16 protein-coding genes are annotated in these 17,508 nt (G+C 71.8%); 11 read left to right on the forward strand and 5 right to left on the reverse strand.

Annotated features, from left to right (window positions below):
- The first annotated feature begins 330 nt into the window (after positions 1-330).
- The 6 genes from V4Y04_RS29160 (at position 331) to V4Y04_RS29185 (ending at position 4,682) form a co-directional block, all read left to right on the forward strand.
- Positions 331-729: a cell division protein SepF gene (locus tag V4Y04_RS29160; protein ID WP_332431348.1), complete on the forward strand. Its 399-nt coding sequence runs from the start codon at positions 331-333 to the stop codon at positions 727-729.
- A 138-nt stretch (positions 730-867) separates the two neighbouring features.
- A complete protein-coding gene (locus V4Y04_RS29165) occupies positions 868-2,133 on the forward strand; it encodes an ATP-binding protein (protein ID WP_332431349.1) in 1,266 nt (421 codons plus the stop codon).
- 58 nt (positions 2,134-2,191) lie between these two features.
- Complete coding sequence (locus V4Y04_RS29170) at positions 2,192-2,503, forward strand: nucleotide pyrophosphohydrolase (RefSeq protein ID WP_332433033.1); 312 nt, start codon at positions 2,192-2,194, stop codon at positions 2,501-2,503.
- 230 nt (positions 2,504-2,733) lie between these two features.
- Entirely contained in the window at positions 2,734-3,204 is a 471-nt protein-coding gene (locus V4Y04_RS29175; protein ID WP_332431350.1) for a DUF6099 family protein, read from the forward strand.
- A gap of 84 nt (positions 3,205-3,288) precedes the next feature.
- Positions 3,289-4,212, forward strand: coding sequence for an LLM class F420-dependent oxidoreductase (locus V4Y04_RS29180; RefSeq protein WP_332431351.1), 924 nt, complete (start codon positions 3,289-3,291; stop codon positions 4,210-4,212).
- 188 nt (positions 4,213-4,400) lie between these two features.
- Complete coding sequence (locus V4Y04_RS29185) at positions 4,401-4,682, forward strand: hypothetical protein (protein ID WP_443080105.1); 282 nt, start codon at positions 4,401-4,403, stop codon at positions 4,680-4,682.
- Positions 4,683-4,780: 98 nt separating this feature from the next.
- Here V4Y04_RS29185 and V4Y04_RS29190 read toward each other — a convergent pair whose 3' ends face one another.
- Positions 4,781-5,392 (reverse strand): hypothetical protein, encoded by a 612-nt coding sequence (locus tag V4Y04_RS29190; RefSeq protein WP_332431352.1) that lies wholly within the window; start codon positions 5,390-5,392, stop codon positions 4,781-4,783.
- Between the two features lie 1,216 nt (positions 5,393-6,608).
- Here V4Y04_RS29190 and V4Y04_RS29195 point away from each other — a divergent pair.
- The 4 genes from V4Y04_RS29195 (at position 6,609) to argF (ending at position 13,179) form a co-directional block, all read left to right on the forward strand.
- A complete protein-coding gene (locus V4Y04_RS29195; protein ID WP_332431353.1) occupies positions 6,609-8,072 on the forward strand; it encodes a 3' terminal RNA ribose 2'-O-methyltransferase Hen1 in 1,464 nt (487 codons plus the stop codon).
- Positions 8,069-10,663, forward strand: coding sequence for a polynucleotide kinase-phosphatase (locus V4Y04_RS29200; protein ID WP_332431354.1), 2,595 nt, complete (start codon positions 8,069-8,071; stop codon positions 10,661-10,663). Before V4Y04_RS29195 ends, V4Y04_RS29200 begins: the two co-directional genes overlap by 4 nt.
- 155 nt (positions 10,664-10,818) lie before the next feature.
- Complete coding sequence (locus tag V4Y04_RS29205; protein WP_332431355.1) at positions 10,819-12,042, forward strand: arginine deiminase; 1,224 nt, start codon at positions 10,819-10,821, stop codon at positions 12,040-12,042.
- Between the two features lie 126 nt (positions 12,043-12,168).
- Positions 12,169-13,179, forward strand: a complete 1,011-nt coding sequence (gene argF / locus V4Y04_RS29210; protein WP_332431356.1) for an ornithine carbamoyltransferase — start codon at positions 12,169-12,171, stop codon at positions 13,177-13,179.
- Positions 13,180-13,206: 27 nt separating this feature from the next.
- Here the strand turns inward: argF and V4Y04_RS29215 are convergent, their stop codons facing one another.
- From V4Y04_RS29215 to V4Y04_RS29225, 3 genes are all read right to left on the reverse strand, one after another.
- Positions 13,207-13,641 (reverse strand): ATP-binding protein, encoded by a 435-nt coding sequence (locus V4Y04_RS29215; protein ID WP_332431357.1) that lies wholly within the window; start codon positions 13,639-13,641, stop codon positions 13,207-13,209.
- 332 nt (positions 13,642-13,973) lie between these two features.
- Positions 13,974-14,786: a PaaX family transcriptional regulator gene (locus V4Y04_RS29220; RefSeq protein WP_332431358.1), complete on the reverse strand. Its 813-nt coding sequence runs from the start codon at positions 14,784-14,786 to the stop codon at positions 13,974-13,976.
- A gap of 336 nt (positions 14,787-15,122) precedes the next feature.
- Complete coding sequence (locus V4Y04_RS29225) at positions 15,123-15,332, reverse strand: DUF5999 family protein (protein ID WP_332431359.1); 210 nt, start codon at positions 15,330-15,332, stop codon at positions 15,123-15,125.
- Positions 15,333-15,572: 240 nt separating this feature from the next.
- On the opposite strand from V4Y04_RS29225, the gene V4Y04_RS29230 reads away from it, so the two are divergent.
- Positions 15,573-16,064 (forward strand): DUF6299 family protein, encoded by a 492-nt coding sequence (locus tag V4Y04_RS29230; protein WP_332431360.1) that lies wholly within the window; start codon positions 15,573-15,575, stop codon positions 16,062-16,064.
- A 94-nt stretch (positions 16,065-16,158) separates the two neighbouring features.
- On the opposite strand, the gene V4Y04_RS29235 is transcribed toward V4Y04_RS29230, so the two are convergent.
- Complete coding sequence (locus V4Y04_RS29235; RefSeq protein ID WP_332431361.1) at positions 16,159-17,220, reverse strand: PucR family transcriptional regulator; 1,062 nt, start codon at positions 17,218-17,220, stop codon at positions 16,159-16,161.
- Between the last annotated feature and the right edge of the window lie 288 nt (positions 17,221-17,508).

Consider the following 17,508-nt stretch of genomic DNA (forward strand, 5'->3'; position numbering starts at 1 on the left):
CTGGCGGACACGTGCGTGACTCCTCGTAATATGTGCTGGTGGTGTCTGTCAGCGGTCCAACGATTCCGACGGGGGCCATGTTCCCGCAAGAGGCCGGACCGCACCCGTCCGGGTGCGGGGCGGGCGACTTCACGTCTTGCGGCATGCCGGGCCCCGGTCGGTGTCGACAGTCGGTATCTACAGCAGTGTAGGAGTTGGCGGATCCGACCCCGGGGCACGAGGGCTCACGCCGGGCGGCCCGGGGTGGTGGCGTGTGTCGCATTGGGCCGAACGGGTGGCCATGCGTAAGAATTGCCCGATGCAGACAGTCAGCGCGACCCAGGACGGAGCATGCCGGTGAACAGCCACGATGTCACCGACGAGCAGTGGGAAGGGCTCGCCCAGGTCGTGCCGCTGCGGGGCCGCGACGCCTGGCCGTCCTCGGTGGGCCACCGGCCCAGGCCCGAGGCCGAGACCGAGGCGCGACGCCGCTTCGTGGTCCTGAGGGTGAACGTGTTCGCGGACGCCCGCGACGTCGCGGAGACGCTGATGGCCGGGATACCGGTCCTGCTCGACCTCACCAGCGCGGAGGGCGACGTCGCCAAACGGATCCTGGACTTCAGCACCGGCGTCGTCTTCGGCCTGGGCAACGGCATGCACCGCGTCGACCGCAACGTCTTCCTGCTGACCCCGGCCGGCACCGAAGTGGCGGGCCTGATACAGGGCGTCGGGATTCCCGGGGACGGTTAGGGCCTGCCCGCCGGGCAGGTCCCCCGGGCAGGCTCCCGGCTCCCGGGAGTGAACGGGCGGGCGCCCGCTTCGCCCGATCGTGGGAAGTCCGCACAAGCGGAACGGTTCGCCCCGCGCCGTAGCCCTAACGTCCCGCACATGACCCTGCCTCACCCGTCACCACCGTCCACGTCATCCCCGTCCCCCTTCCCGCTCCTCTCCCCGCCCTCCGTCGTCCCGTCCGCCGGGGCCTCCTACGGGGAGGGCGGCACCCAGGGGCGCCCGGACCGGCCGCACCTCACCGAACTGCTGCTGTCCGCCTTCGCCGGGCACCGCAACACCGGGCTCCCGCTCGGGCCCCTCACCCTGCTGGCCGGGGCCAGCGGCAGCGGCAAGACCAGCGCCCTGCGGGCCTACGAGGCGCTGGCCCGGCTCGGGGGCGGGGCCGAACTCGGCGAGGCGTTCCCCGAACCGGACGCGTGCGTGCCGGAACGGGCCCGCGCCGACGCACAGGACCGCCGGGGCTTCCGCATCGGCTGCACCGCCGACGGCCCCGAGGGCCCGGTCCGGCTCGAGGTCGCCGTCCAGGCGCAGCCCGGGCTGCGGATCGTGGGAGAGCGGCTGACGGCGAACGGCATGGTCCTGCTGGAGACCGCGCTGCGCGATCCCCGGCGCCACACCGTGCAGGCCGCCTGGCACACCGCCGGGTCCGCCCCGGTCACCCGCGCCCCGCTGCCCGACGACCGGCTGGGCACCGCGCTGCTGCCGCTGCGCGTCGCCGGCCGGACGCCCGGCGAGCGCAGAGTGCTGGCCGCCGCCGAGCAGATGGTGGTGGCCCTGCGCTCGGTCTTCGCCTGCGACCCCCGGCCCGACCGCATGCGTGACCCCGTGCCGACCGGCACCGGGCGACTGCTCGGCGGCTGCGGCAACCTCGCCGACGTGCTGTGGCGCACCCACACCGAGTGCGCGATCCGGTACGGGCTCCTGGTGTCCGCCGTGCGCGCCGGATGCGCCGGGCCGGTCGCCGGCCTGCTCGCCGAGCCGTACGGCGGTGGACTGGTCCGGGCCCTGCTCGACCGGGGTGACGGAATCCGTACCGAACTCGGACGGCTCGGCGACGGCGAACTGCGGTACGTCGCACTCGCTTTGGTGCTGCTCACCGGACCCGGCGTACTGGAGGTCGACGCACCCGGCGAGGTCCCGGCCGCACTGCAGACCCTCACCGTGCTCGCCGACGGACTCGACCGGGGCATGGACCCGCACCAGCGCGCGGACATGCTGCGGCTGGCGGCGCGGATGTGCGAACGCGGACACATCCGGCTGGTCGGCTCGGTGAGCGACGCCTCCTGGGTGGCGGGAGTGGACGGCGTCACGGTGGTACACCTGGACCGTGACCGACACGCCCGAACCGACGCGCCCCGGTGACCCTGCCGCATCTGCCGCACCTGCCGCTCCCACCACACCCGTCGGCCCGCCCGCCCCGCTGGACGTGGCCGGACTCCAGCGCAGGCTCGCCGAGTTCGCCGCGGCGCGGAACTGGCAGCCGTACCACACCCCGAAGAACCTGGTCGCCGCACTCAGCGTGGAGGCGTCCGAACTGGTCGAGATCTTCCAGTGGCTGACGCCGGAGGAGTCGGCCCGTGTCATGGCGGACCCCGACACCGCGCACCGCGTCGGCGACGAGGTGGCCGATGTGCTCGCGTACCTCCTCCAGTTGTGCGAGGTGCTCGGCATCGACCCCCTGGCCGCGCTGAACGCCAAGATCGACCGCAACGAACACCGCTTCCCCATCTGAACGGGCCCTCCGCGGGCTGCCCCTCCGCGAGCCGTCACTCTGCGGGCACTCTGCGGAGGGGGTCTCTCCGCTATCACTCTCCGCAGTCGATATGTCGACCGTTTTCGAATCGTTGTCCCCAGATTTCCACCTTCCAGCAGGTGTTCTGTCTCAAACGGTCTCACTCTGGGTAGTGAACAAGGAAGTTGGGTGGACGCGTGGGCAGCGCGTCGGACAGACAGGGGCGGCGCATGGACGCTGTGCGGCTCATAGAGACGAGCAGGCGGGCCCTCACCACCGCCGGCGGCGTGCCGGAACTCTCGGCCGAGGTATGGCAGGCGCAGGCACTCGCGCAGGCGATAGGCAGTCGCCTCGCGGTCACCGGCCCGCCCGAACTGCGCGGTGAGGCCTTGGGGCTGACCGAACTGGCGGGCCGTGGCTGCGGTGTGCTGGACACCCCGCGGCTCGGGGCGGGCGAACTGCGCGCGGCCCTGCTCACCGACCTGGGCGACGCCCGGCAGGTCCTGCTGCACCTGGGCGGACTCCTCGGTGAGGTCGGTATCGCGCTGGTCGGCATGGCCTCCTCGGCGGACGACGAGACCTCGTACTGGCAGTGCGTGGAGGCCATCGACGCGGCGGACGAGTCCCGCGACCGCGTCCTGGAGATGCTCCGCAAACTGGCGGACCGCGACCGGACCCTCGCGGAACGCGAGGCGGGCTAGGCGCGACGCAGGCACGGCGCGGGCGCGACACGGCCACGACGGACCGGCCGGGCCCTGCCGGGCCCGAGCAGGCAGGATGGAGGAATGGATCTCCGTATCTTCACCGAGCCCCAGCAGGGGGCCACCTACGACACCTTGCTCACCGTCGCCAAGGCCACCGAGGACCTCGCCTTCGACGCCTTCTTCCGCTCCGACCACTACCTCAAAATGGGCTCCGGGGACGGCCTGCCCGGCCCCACCGACGCCTGGATCACCCTCGCCGGTCTCGCCCGCGAGACCCGGCGCATCCGGCTCGGCACCCTGATGACCGCGGGCACCTTTCGCCTCCCCGGCGTCCTCGCCATCCAGGTCGCCCAGGTGGACCAGATGTCCGGGGGCCGGGTCGAACTCGGCCTGGGCGCAGGCTGGTTCGAGGACGAGCACAAGGCGTACGGCATCCCCTTCCCGAAGGAGAAGCTCGCCCGCCTGGAGGAGCAGCTGGAGATCGTCACCGGCCTGTGGGCCACGGAGACCGGCCAGACCTACGACTTCCACGGCGCGTACTACGACCTCACACGGTCCCCGGCGCTCCCCAAGCCGGCCCAGACCAAGGTCCCGGTGCTCATCGGCGGCCACGGCGCCGTCCGCACGCCCCGGCTCGCAGCGCGATTCGGGGATGAGTTCAATATGCCTTTTGCCTCCATTGAGGACAGTGTGCGCCAGTTCGGCCGGGTGCGCGCCGCCGCCCAGGAGGCCGGCCGCGACCCGGGCTCTCTCGTGTACTCCAACGCGCTGGTCGCCTGCGTCGGCAAGGACGAACAGGAGATCGCCCGCCGCGCCGCAGCGATCGGCCGCGAGCCCGACGAGCTGCGGGCCAACGGACTGGCGGGCACCCCCGCCGAGGTCGTCGACAAGATCGGCCGCTACGCCGAGATCGGCGCCCGGCGCATCTACCTCCAGATCCTCGACCTGTCCGACCTCGACCACCTGGAACTGATCTCCTCCCAGGTCCAGTCCCAGCTCGGCTAGCCTCTCCGACCGTGCGGGCAGGCGCGCCCGCACGGCCCACATGGCCAGGCGGGCCCCGCAGGCCTGCACGCGCTCTCGGCAGGCCTGCGGACGGGAGCCTCGCCGTCCACGCCCATACAGCCATCGGCCCCTCCGGCCTCGGTGACCGTCAGGCATCCCTGCGGTCCCTGGGACACGCTCATGAGGCCTTGGGCAAGGCGCACCTGGACGAGCCCCGCCCGGGCCAGCCGGCCTTCCAGGGGCCGACCGAGCTGACGACACGGCGGAAGGCGGGAACGGCGGAGCTGGTGACGCGGGCGCTCCTGGAGAACCGGCACGAGGACCTCGTGGTCCTGCTCGTCGACACCGAGCACCCCAGGGTGCAGGCGATGTGCGAGTCCTGGGGTTTCCGGAAGGTCGGTGACCGCCGGCCCTTCCCGGACTCGCCGCTGTACGCCGTGATGCCGACCGAGCTGCCTCTGAAGTCGTGACCCCGCAACGGGCCCGGCGGTACTCGGCCAACCCTCGCACCGCCCGGGAGCGAGGATCCTGGACTCAGGACGAGACACCCGATCTGCCCAGGCGACGCTCAGTCTTCCTGCGCGTCGTCCGCGAGTGGAGCGGTGTCCTCGGCCGGCGGGGCTTTGACGGTCACAGGCTGATTGATGTCGAGGAAGGTGATGGTCAGGTCGAGCGGCCCGCCGGTGGTGTCGCCCCGCGTGGTGTCGGACTGGGCCCGCATGCGGAACTGCTTGGCATGGTCGTCGCCGTCGATCCACAGGTCCATGGTGAGTGGGTCGGAGATGCCCAGCCCCATGAACTGATCGAGGCTCTCGATCCGACGCTCCCGAGTCTCCTCGTCCGGGGCGGCTTCACGGGCGGCGAGCAGGCCGTCGAAGGAGACCGTGCCTTTGTAGTGTGCGGTCCTGGTGCCGTCGACCGTCTCCGTCCCGATCACCCTCAGGTCCTTGGCCCCGGTCAGGAGTGTGGACTGCACGACCGGGCTTCCCTCGATCTGACGGGGCAGTACGCCGTAGGTGTTGTTGTCCACCGTGCTGCCTCCCCATGCGGCCGGGTCTCCTCGGAACCAGCTCTTGCCCTCCAGCTTCCCGGCGTCGACCGCACTCCCGCCGACGTACATCACCTCATCGACGAACCGGATCTCCAGCCGGCCGTCCCCGGCTTGGTCAGCCGCGGACATCTTCATACTCAGGCTCAGCGGTTCCGTGTTCATGGATGCCTCGGCCTGCAGCCGGCCTTTCCCCGGCGCGGTCCCGGTGACCCGATAGCGGAGCGATGTGATGTCTTCGGAGTTCGCTGCCGCCTTCGCCACGGCCGTCGTGGGCGCCACCTCGGGCGGGTCTGCAACCGCGGCCTCGCTCCTGGCATCTCCTCCGCAGGCAACCGATCCCCCCACGAGCATGACGGTCACGAACGCCACGCCCGTCACCTTGCGTGGTACGGAAACAAGAGCGGACATTCCCACAACCCCCTTGATGGATGGCAGATCCATGCCAAGGTCGTGAGCCTAACCCGGGTATGTCGTGAGGTCTGATGGGGCCTTGTGAGGTAGGCGCGTCAGACGTACACGCACCACGTTCGGTGGTCGTACTCTCAGCTTGGGAAGCCGATGCGCCCATGGGCGAGTTCATGATCCGATCTGCAGCGGGGCGCTGTCGTAGCCCAGCTGACCGTCACCCGATGTTCCGTCGTTCCTCGTTGCTCCCCGTCCGTTCCTGCTGGATCGGGCACGCTGAGGGCACGGGCGGTGCTCTCCCGGCTTCCCGGGATGGAGGTCGGGAGGAGCCTCGCCGGGTCTGGCCGACGGTCATCCGGTCGGCTGCGGCCGTCGGGCTGATACTGCGCTCACCGCAGAGCCGCAGACCAGGACTGCTGACAGCGCGATCAAGTTGGTCAGAACGTCTTGGATTCGTGCGACGGGGACGATCACGATCACGACGCTGCGGGGCCGGAGACAGGCGCCTTGCCGGAAATCGTGAGCAGCCGGCGGACATGTGTCACGCGAGCGCTCAAATGAGCGACACCGGGACAGTAGTGGTCGAAGTGCTCACGGATTCGGGATGGTGTGTCCTCCCCAGGGCGGTTCAGTGATCAACTGAGCCATGGCGGTGGCAAGGGCGGTCGACAGCCTGTCGTTCACGGCCCGTGCCTCTTGGAGGATCAACAGGCTGTAGCGTACAAACAGCTGTAGGCCGCCGGCGAGAGGGCTCTCGGCTCGGGAGCTTGGGTCATCCACGGGTGGCTGCCCGGCCGGCCCGCGGTGGAGTGGCGGCCGGTGGAGCGGTAACGGACGGGGCTTCCCGTGTGGCCGGGCTCCCGCCGGCCTGGTGGGGGTCCGCTGTCGTTACGAGGTAATCAAGTACCGGCGTGGCCCCGATCCGCTCATACTCGGTCACGTGTTCCTGACGATCTCGACCACCGGCGACCAGATGAACCCCGCTACCGACCTGGGCTTCCTCCTCCATAAGCATCCTGAAAGCCCCTTCTCGGCCCAGCTGTCCTACGGCACCGCGCACGTCCTCTACCCCGAGGCGGACGCCGAGCGCTGTACGGCGGCGCTGCTGCTGGAGGTGGACGCGGTGGCGCTGGTCCGGCGCGGCAAGGGCAAGGGCCGCGGCGGCGCCCCCGATGCCGCCCTCGCCCAGTACGTCAACGACCGCCCGTACGCGGCGTCCTCGCTGCTCGCCGTGGCGCTCAGCGGTGTCTTCTCCAGTGCGATGCGCGGCGTGTGCAAGGCCCGCCCGGAACTCCCCGGGCAGCCGCTGCCGCTGCGCATCGAGATACCCGCGCTGCCCGCGCGCGGCGGCCCCGCCCTGGTGGGGCGGCTCTTCGAGCCGCTCGGCTGGACGGTCACGGCCGACCCGGTGCCTCTGGACACCGAGTTCCCGGAGTGGGGCGACTCGCGGTACGTGCGTCTCGTTCTGGAGGCGGACACCCTCACTCTCGCCGAGGCCCTGCGGCACCTCTACGTGCTGCTCCCCGTCCTCGACGACGCCAAGCACTACTGGGTCTCCTCCGACGAGGTGGACAAGCTGCTGCGGGCCGGCGAGGGCTGGCTGTCCGCCCACCCGGAGCAGAAGCTGATCACCAGCCGTTATCTCACCCGCCGCTGGTCGCTGACCCGGCAGGCGCTGGAACGGCTCGAGCTGGTCCGGCTGGCCGAGGCGGACGACAGCGACGTCGAGGAGATCGACAACGCCGTCGGGGCGGACGCGGAGTCCGAGGAGAGGCCGACCCCGCTCGCCGTGCAGCGCCGGGACGCGATCATCACCGCACTCGGTGCCTCCGGTGCCGCCCGTGTGCTCGATCTCGGCTGCGGGCAGGGTCAGTTGGTTCAGGAGCTGCTGCGCAACCCGGCCTTCACGGAGATCGTCGGCGTCGACGTGTCGATGCGCGCGCTGACCATCGCCTCCCGGCGGCTCAAGCTGGACCGCATGGGGGAGCGGCAGGCGGCGCGGGTGAAGCTCCTCCAGGGCTCGCTGTCGTACACCGACAAGCGGCTCAAGGGGTACGACGCGGCCGTGCTCAGCGAGGTGATCGAACACCTCGACCTGCCGAGGCTGCCCGCCCTGGAGTACGCCGTGTTCGGCGCGGCCCGTCCTCGCACGGTCCTCGTGACCACCCCGAACGTCGAGTACAACGTGCGCTGGGAGAGCCTGCCGGCCGGACATGTCCGGCACGGCGACCACCGCTTCGAGTGGACCCGCGCGGAGTTCCGAGCCTGGGCGGCCGAGGTCGCCGAACGGCACGGGTACGAGGTGGAGTTCGTACCCGTGGGGCCGGACGACCCCGAGGTCGGGCCGCCCACCCAGATGGCCGTGTTCGTGACCGGAGAAAAGAAGGAGGCGAAGGCGGCATGAGCGACGAGACCACCACCGGAGCCCAGTCCGAAGCTCAGTCCGCAGACCGGCCCACCGGGAGCCGCGGCCGGGCCCTGCCCGTCACCGATCTCTCCCTCGTGGTGCTGATCGGCGCCTCCGGCTCGGGCAAGTCCACCTTCGCCCGCCGTCACTTCAAACCCACCGAGGTCATCTCCTCCGACTTCTGCCGCGGCCTGGTCGCCGACGACGAGAACGACCAGAGCGCCTCCAAGGACGCCTTCGACGTCCTGCACTACATCGTGGGCAAGCGGCTGGCCGCGGGCCGCCGCACCGTCGTCGACGCCACCAGCGTCCAGCAGGACGCCCGGCGTCAACTGATCGAACTGGCCAGGCAGTACGATGTGCTGCCGACAGCCGTCGTGCTCGACGTGCCCGAGGAGGTGTGCGCCGAGCGCAACGCGGCCCGTGCGGATCGCGCGGACATGCCCCGCCGGGTCGTCCAGCGGCACATCCGCGAACTCCGCCGCTCCCTGCGGCACCTGGAGCGCGAGGGATTCCGCAAGGTGCACGTCCTGCGCGGGGTCGAGGAGATCGAGGGCGCCACCGTCGTCACCGAGAAGCGGTACAACGACCTCACCCACCTCACCGGCCCCTTCGACATCATCGGCGACGTCCACGGCTGTGCCGCCGAACTGGAGTCGCTGCTCGGTGCGTTGGGCTACGCCGGTGGGGTGCACCCCGAGGGCCGCACCGCGGTCTTCGTCGGTGACCTCGTCGACCGCGGCCCGGACAGTCCGGGCGTGCTGCGCCGGGTGATGTCGATGGTGAGGTCGGGCAACGCGCTGTGCGTCCCCGGCAACCACGAGAACAAGTTCGGCCGGTACCTCAGGGGCCGCCAGGTCCAGCACACCCACGGGCTCGCCGAGACCATCGAGCAGATGGACCGGGAGAGCGAGGAGTTCCGCGCCGAGGTGAGGGAGTTCATCGACGGCCTGGTCAGCCATTACGTCCTCGACGGCGGCAGGCTGGTCGTCTGCCACGCCGGTCTGCCGGAGAGGTACCACGGCCGCACCTCCGGCCGGGTCCGCTCGCACGCGCTGTACGGCGACACCACCGGCGAGACCGACGAGTTCGGCCTGCCGGTGCGCTACCCGTGGGCGGAGGACTACCGGGGCCGTGCCGCCGTCGTCTACGGCCACACCCCGGTCCCGGAAGCCACCTGGCTCAACAACACCATCTGCCTGGACACCGGTGCCGTCTTCGGCGGCAAGCTCACCGCGCTGCGCTGGCCGGAGCGGGAACTGGTCGACGTACCGGCCGAGCGGGTCTGGTACGAGCCGGCCCGCCCGCTGCGCACCGAGGCCCCCGGCGGGCACGACGGCCGGCCGCTGGACCTCGCCGACGTGCACGGCCGCCGGGCCGTGGAGACCCGGCACGCCGGCCGGGTGGCCGTACGTGAGGAGAACGCGGCCGCCGCGCTGGAGGTCATGAGCCGCTTCGCGATCGACCCGCGCCTGCTGCCGTACCTCCCGCCGACCATGGCCCCCACGGCCACCTCGCACCTGGACGGCTACCTGGAGCACCCGGCCGAGGCGTTCGCCCAGTACAAGGAGGACGGGGTCGAGCGCGTGGTGTGCGAGGAGAAGCACATGGGCTCGCGCGCGGTCGCCCTGGTCTGCCGGGACGCGGACGCGGCCGCGAAGCACTTCGGCGTCGAGGACGGCCCGGCCGGATCGCTCTACACCCGCACCGGCCGCCCGTTCTTCGACGACACCGAAGTCACCGAGGAGATCCTCGGCCGGCTGCGCACGGCGATCAGCGACGCTGGGCTGTGGGACACCCTCGGAACCGAATGGCTGCTGCTGGACGCCGAGTTGATGCCGTGGTCGCTGAAGGCGTCCGGGCTGCTGCGCTCGCAGTACGCCGCCGTGGGCGCCGCCTCCGGCGCCGTGTTCCCGGGCGCGCTCGCGGCCCTGGAGAGCGCCGCCGCCCGGGGCGCCGAGGTGGCGGACCTGCTGGAGCGCCAGCGTGAACGGGCCGGCGCGGCCGAAGCGTTCACGCGGGCGTACCGCCGCTACTGCTGGACCACCGAACAGCTGGACGGCGTACGCCTGGCCCCGTTCCAGATCCTCGCGGCCCAGGGCCGCAGCCTCGCCGGGCTGCCGCACGACGAACAGCTCGCCCTGCTGGACCGCATGATCGAGCACGACGCCACGGGCCTGCTGCAGACCACCCGGCGTCTGTACGTCGACCCCGCCGACCCCGAGTCGGTGCGGGCGGGCGTCGACTGGTGGCTGGAGATGACCGGACGCGGCGGCGAGGGCATGGTCGTCAAGCCGGTCGGGGCCCTGGTCCGCGACCCGAAGGGCCGCCTGGTGCAGCCCGGCATCAAGTGCCGGGGCCGCGAGTACCTGCGGATCATCTACGGTCCCGAGTACACGCGCCCCGACAACCTGGCCCGGCTGCGCGGCCGCTCACTCGGCCACAAGCGGTCCCTGGCGATCCGCGAGTACGCCCTCGGCCTGGAGGCCCTGGACCGCCTCGCCGACGGCGAGCCGCTGTGGCGGGTGCACGAGGCGGTCTTCGGCGTCCTGGCCCTGGAGTCGGAGCCCGTCGACCCGCGGCTGTAGGGAACGGGACGGGACGGACACCTACGGCGACCCGGTCGGTCCGGGCGGATCTCCGCGCCGGGACCGCCCGGACCGCCCGGGCCGTCCGGACCGCGGCCGAGGTCCGCCCCGGCCGCGGAGGGGTGAACAGCCCGCCGGGTGGTCAGGATGGAGTCATGACCTACCACGTCGACTCCGAGGCCGGAAGGCTGCGCCGTGTCATCCTGCACCGGCCCGATCTCGAGCTCAAAAGGCTCACCCCCAGCAACAAGGACGCCCTGCTGTTCGACGACGTGCTCTGGGTGCGCCGGGCGCGCGCCGAGCACGACGGATTCGCCGACGTCCTGCGCGACCGGGGGGTCACCGTCCACCTCTTCGGTGACCTGCTCGCCGCCACGCTGGACGTCCCGGCGGCCCGCTCGCTCGTCCTGGACCGGGTCTTCGACGAGAAGGAGTACGGCCCGCTGGCCACCGACCACCTGCGCGCGGCCTTCGAGCCGCTGCCGTCGGCCGAACTGACCGAAGCGCTGGTCGGCGGGATGACCAAGCGGGAGTTCCTGGACGCCCACCCGGAACCGACGTCCGTGCGCTTCCACGCCATGGAACTCGACGGCTTCCTGCTCCGCCCGCTGCCCAACCACCTCTTCACCCGCGACACCTCCGCCTGGATCTACGACGGCGTCTCCATCAACGCCATGCGGTGGCCCGCCCGGCAGCGCGAGACCGTGCACTTCGAGGCGATCTACCGGCACCATCCGCTCTTCCGCGACGAGGGCTTCCACCTCTGGTCCGAGGGGCAGGCCGACTACCCGTCCACCATCGAGGGCGGGGACGTGCTGGTCATCGGCAACGGCGCGGTGCTGATCGGCATGAGCGAGCGGACCACCCCGCAGGCCGTGGAGATGCTCGCGCACAAGCTGTTCGCCGCCGGGTCCGCCGAGACCATCGTGGCCCTCGACATGCCGAAGCGGCGCGCCGTGATGCACCTGGACACGGTGATGACGATGGTCGACGGCGACACCTTCACCCAGTACGCGGGCCTCGGCATGCTCCGTTCGTACACCATCGAACCCGGCTCGGGGGACAAGGAACTGAAGGTCACCGACCATCCGCCGGAGCACATGCACCGCGCGATCGCCGCCGCGCTGGGGCTCAGCGAGATCCGGGTGCTGACCGCGACCCAGGACGTCCACGCCGCCGAGCGCGAGCAGTGGGACGACGGCTGCAACGTTCTGGCCGTCGAGCCGGGCGTCGTCGTCGCCTACGAGCGGAACGCCACCACCAACACGCATCTGCGCAGACAGGGCATCGAGGTGATCGAGATCCCCGGCAGCGAGCTGGGCCGGGGCAGGGGCGGACCGCGCTGCATGAGCTGCCCGGTCGAGCGGGACGCGGTATAGGCCTCTCGTGCGGATCGTGCCGGGCGCAGGCACCCGTCCCGGTACCGCCACCACTCGCTTGCATATAAATTCTGATGCTTGTATACAGTTACATTCATTCTCGTACCCGCAGCTCTGGAGCTCCCCATGGCGACAGTCCCGACCGCCCTCGCAGGCCGCCACTTCCTCAAGGAGGCGGACTTCACCGCGCAGGAGTTCCTCGGCCTGCTCGACCTGGCCGCGGAGCTGAAGGCCGCCAAGAAGGCCGGTACCGAGACCCGGTACCTCCAGGGCAGGAACATCGCGCTGATCTTCGAGAAGCCCTCGACGCGCACCCGCTGCTCCTTCGAGGTCGCCGCCGCCGACCAGGGCGCCTCCACGACGTACATCGACCCGAGCGGCTCGCACATCGGGAAGAAGGAGTCCGCGAAGGACACCGCGCGGGTGCTCGGCCGGATGTTCGACGCGATCGAGTTCCGGGGCGACTCCCAGGACACCGTCGAGACCCTCGCCGCGTACGCGGGAGTGCCCGTCTACAACGGTCTGACCGACGACTGGCACCCCACCCAGATGCTCGCCGACGTACTCACCATGACCGAGCACGGCGGCGGAAAGCCGGTCACGGGGATCTCCTTCGCCTACCTCGGTGACGCCCGCTTCAACATGGGCAATTCCTACCTCGTCACCGCGGCCCTGCTGGGCATGGATGTGCGCATCGTCGCCCCGAAGGCGTACTGGCCCGCCCAGGAGGTCGTCGACCGGGCGCGCGCGCTCGCGGAGTCCAGTGGGGCCCGCATCACGCTCACCGAGGAGATCGCCGAGGGCGTCGCGGGCGCGGACTTCGTCGTCACCGACGTCTGGGTCTCGATGGGGGAGCCCCAGGAGGTCTGGGACGAGCGGATCACCGCCCTCGCGCCGTACGCGGTGACCATGGACGTGCTGCGGGCCACCGGCAACCCGGACGTCCGCTTCCTGCACTGCCTGCCGGCCTTCCACGACCTGGGGACACAGGTCGGCCGCGAGGTGTACGAGAAGCACGGCCTGGAGTCGCTGGAAGTGACCGACGAGGTGTTCGAGTCCGCCCACTCGGTCGTCTTCGACGAGGCGGAGAACCGGATGCACACGATCAAGGCGGTCCTGGTGGCGACCCTGGCCTGAGCGAGGACGGTGCCCGCCGCGGTCCGCTCAGTCGGGCCTGCGCTGGCGCGGCACCGCCGGCAGCCGGAACCACACGGCCTTGCCGGACGAGGTCGAGCGGTGCCCGCACGCCGAACTCAGCGCGCGGATCAGCAGCAGCCCGCGCCCGTGCTCCTGCCAGGGGTCCGGCTCGCCGCGGGGCGGACGGGTCAGATCGCCGGGTGGCTCCGGATCGGCGTCGTGCACCTCGACCCGGCACCCGGTGGGCAGCAGCTCCACCACCAGCTCGATCGGATGGCCCTCGGAGGTGTGCTCCACGGCGTTGGCCACCAGCTCGGCGGTGAGCAGCTCCGCGGTGTCGCGGTCCGCGGCGTGCTCCCGCTCGGCCAGCGCGGTACGGACCAGCGCACGGGCGACGGGCACGGCCGCGGTGGTGTGCGGCAGTGCGACGCGCCAGGAGGCGGAGGTCGAAGGTTCGTACACGCTGAATCCGATCGTGGAGAGCAGGCAGGCGGTAGGCGGTCCTGCTTTCGGTTACTCGATGGTACGGCGCCACCCCCAGGAGGTGTCGCCGACCTGTGACGGACGTCATGCATCCGGGGGTGCGGCCGTCACGGCTTCCCTCGCCCGCCGGACAGCCCCCGGAACCCGCCGCACCGATCATGCCCGGCCCGCCTGTCGCGTAATCATGACGATGGTCACGGATGGGCGATGACGGCGGTGGTCGCGGACGAGTGACGCCACCGGCGGAGGGAAGCCTCGCGAGCCGCGCGTCACCCGTCACGCGTTACCCGTCACGCGTCACATGTCACGTGTCACAGGCTCGCGAAGACCGCTCCCGCGTCCCGCAGACGTGCGTGCAGGCCGTGGAAGACGCGCGCCGAGCGGGCTCCCGGCCAGCCCTCGGGGAGCAGCCCGGGAGGCAGCCCGGGGTCGGTGTAGGGGAGGTGGCGCCAGGAGTCGAGGGCGAGAAGATAGTCGCGGTACGCCTCCTCGGGCGGGGTGTCCTCGCGTTGCCGCCAGGCGTCCAGCACGGGCGCGTGACGGTCCAGGAACGCCTCGTGCTCCTCGGCGATCCCGGCCAGGTCCCACCAGCGGGCGACCGCCTCGACGGTGGGCGTGAACCCGAGGTGCTCGCCGCGGAAGAGGTCGACGTAACCCTCCAGCCCCAGCCGCTCCAGGGTGTGCCTGGTCTCCTCGTGCAGCCGGGCCGGCGCGATCCACACCCCCGGGGCGGCGGTGCCGAAGCCGAGGCCGGACAGGCGGGAGCGCAGGAGGTGACGCTTCTGCCGCTCGGACTCCGGCACGGAGAACACGGCGAGCACCCAGCCCTCGTCCCCGGGGCTCGCGGAGGCGTGGACGCGGCGGTCGCTGTCGTCCAGCAACCGGCGGGCGTCCGGCGAGAGTTCGTAGCCGGCCGCACCCTGGGCGGTGCGAGCCGGCAGGAGCAGCCCGCGCCGTTTGAGCCGGGACACCGAGGAACGCACGGCGGGAGCTTCGACGCCGACCGCGGCCAGCAGCCGGATCAGCTCGGCGACGGGCACGGGGCCCGGCACGAAGCGGCCGTACGCGCCGTAGAGCGTGACGATGAGAGACCGTGGGGCAGGCTGGTCGGACACGTTGATCATCTTAGGACGTGCCGATCGGCGCCCTCCCCCCGGGCATAGGCATCACGCCTGGTCATCTCCCGTACCGGACAAGGAGGTTCCGGTGCGGGGCGGGCGGGGAGCGAGGCGATCAGGGAACGCGGGGGTGTCCCATGCGCCGGGTGCCGCGCCCGCGTCCACCGGGCGGATCGGGGAGGTGGCTCCGAAGACGTCGTCCGGGTCGCAGGCGTGCCACCCTGCGTGGGGCTCCGCCCCCGCAGGCCGCGCTCGCCGGCTTCGGCGCGCGACGCGGACGAGCCGCCGGCCGGAACCTGCCGGCCGAGGACCGGCGCGTTCCGCCGCGCCGCGCCGGTCCGCTCAGGCGGCGACGGTGAGGTGGTCCGCGGGGACCCGGTGCGGGGCGATCACGCGGCCGTCGGGCAGCAGTTCACCCGTGTCGTCGAAGACGATCGCGCCGTCGCACAGCAGGCTCCAGCCCTGTTCGGGGTGGGCGGCGACCACATGGGGGACCTGCACATGGGGGACCTGTACATGAGGCCGGGGGCAAGACGTCCGGTGGGCACACATGGCGCACCTCCACATAGGTGGATCGATCCGAATGGGTCGTCTACGAGGACCATGCCCCCGTCGCGGACTCGTCGGAACGGCCGGCCGCGAAGCGTGACAGCCCCCGGACAATCCCGGGACGGTTCCCCGACGGCCGATGCCGACTCGCCACCGGAGGGGTGAGGGTCACCCCTCCCGGCCCGCTCTCCCGGTACTGGTGGGGGCCTCAAACCCTCGTTCCCTGTGTTCCGGGAGGTTCCCATGTCCGTATCCGTATCCGTATCCACTTCGGCACCCGTGTCCGGGTCCGCGCGTCCCGTCCTCGTCCGCGCGGCGGCCTGTGCGGCGCTGCTGCTCGCCGCCGCCGTGGCCGCGCCCCCGGCGGTGGCCGCCGCTCCGGTTCCTGCCGAGGAGACCGTGACGGTGGACTCCGAGGGACGGATCGCCGACGACGGCACGGTCACCCTCTCCGGCACGTACCGCTGCCTGGACGCCTCCGGGCCGGTCTTCGTCGGCTCCTCCGTCCGCCAGGGCACCGCCCACACGCGCTACGGCGTCGGCGGCACCCCGGCGGTGTGCGACGGCGAGACCCACAGGTGGGAGAACACCGGACGGGTCCCCTCCGACGCCCTGGGGGCCGGCGTCGCCGACGTCGAGGCCACCGTCACCGAGCTGCGTTCGGTGGACGGCCTGACGCTGCTGCCCGTGTTCCACGCGGTCCAGCAGCAGGAGGTCACCCTGGCCCGCGGCTGAGTGACCCGCGGCTGAGTGACCCGCGCCCGAGTGGGTGACGCCCGCCCGCCGTTCGGCCGGACCGGATCGCGCCGGCCTGTCCGCCGGCCCCGGATCAGAGCTGTTCGTCCGGCCAGGCCAGCAGGCGGGCGCCGATGACCGCGGTCTGGAGCATGTAACGGTGGGCGGGCTCGGCCGGGTTGGCGCCGGTGAGCTTGTGGATGCGTTCCAGGCGGTACGTCAGGGCGCGCACGCTCAGTGAGAGCCGGCGGGCCGCCTCCGCCGCCACACAGCCGGAGTCGAAGTACGCGGTGAGCGTGTCGAGGAGCGGTTCGGCGCCGCCCCGGGCCGAGGTGAGCGGGCCGAGGGTGTTGTGGACCAGGTCGGACATGGCCTGGCGGTCGCGGGCGAGGACGGGGTAGACGAGCAGCTCGGCGGCGCGCAGCACCGGCTCGTCGAGTCCCAGCCGTTCGGCTATCTCCAGTGTGCTCAGGGCCTCTTCGTACGACTGGACGACCCCGCCGGGTCCGGACTGCGGGCGGCCGATGGCGACCTGGCCGCCGTCGGTGGCGGCGTGCGCCTGCTTGGCGAAGTGCGTGAGCACCTCGCCCTGGTGCCCCGGTGCGACGCACAGCAGTCGGCCGTCCTTGGTGGTCAGCAGGATGCTGCGGTCACCGAACCGGGAGATGAGGGCCTGCTCCACCTGCCGCGGCACGGCGTCCCCCTCGTCGTAGGCGACGGGGCCCCGGGCGACGGCGACCGCGTGCTCGTGGGAGAGCCGCAGGCCGAAGCGTTCGGCGCGCTCGGCGAGCCGGCCGAGGTCGCTGCGGCCGTAGAGGAGGTCGTCGATGAACTCCCGCCGGGCCGCCTCTTCCTGACGGACGGCCAGCCGCTGCGCCCGTTCGTAGCCCTCGGCGAACGCGTCCACCGCCTGCTGGACGGCGGCGAGCGCCTCCTCGGCCGAGTCGTCCCTGCCGCGAGGCCAGGCGTCACGCGCGGCGGTCAGGTGGATGCGTACCAGGGCGCGCAGTCCGAAGCCCGCCTCCGCCGCCCGTTCCCCCAGGTCCCGGCGGGAGGCCAGCTCGTCGCGGGACAGGCGCCGGCCCGTGGCCGCGACCTCCCCCAGGATCTGGGCATAACCTTCGAGATACTCCTCGGGAATCTCCCGCTCCGCCACATCGCCCCCCGAATCCTGACGCGTCCTTGATGCGTCCTTGACGCCGTCCTGACGCGCGGTTTGATCGACACCCGGCATGCAGACCCTAGTGAACATTGCCGGAATCCGGCAATGCGGGGGCGGCGGTCGGCCGGGCATCATGGTCCGCGGGGAGCACCGCGGACGGTTCCGGTGCCTGGCACCGGCAGGTGCGGGGCTCCGGAACCGGCGAGGCCGGTGCGGCCGTCGGCGCGAGCCGTCAAGAGGGACGCGGGACGCAGCACGCGGGACGCGGGGACCGGGAAAGGG

The sequence above is a fragment of the Streptomyces sp. P9-A2 genome (assembly GCF_036634175.1).
Taxonomy (GTDB): Bacteria; Actinomycetota; Actinomycetes; order Streptomycetales; family Streptomycetaceae; genus Streptomyces; species Streptomyces pratens.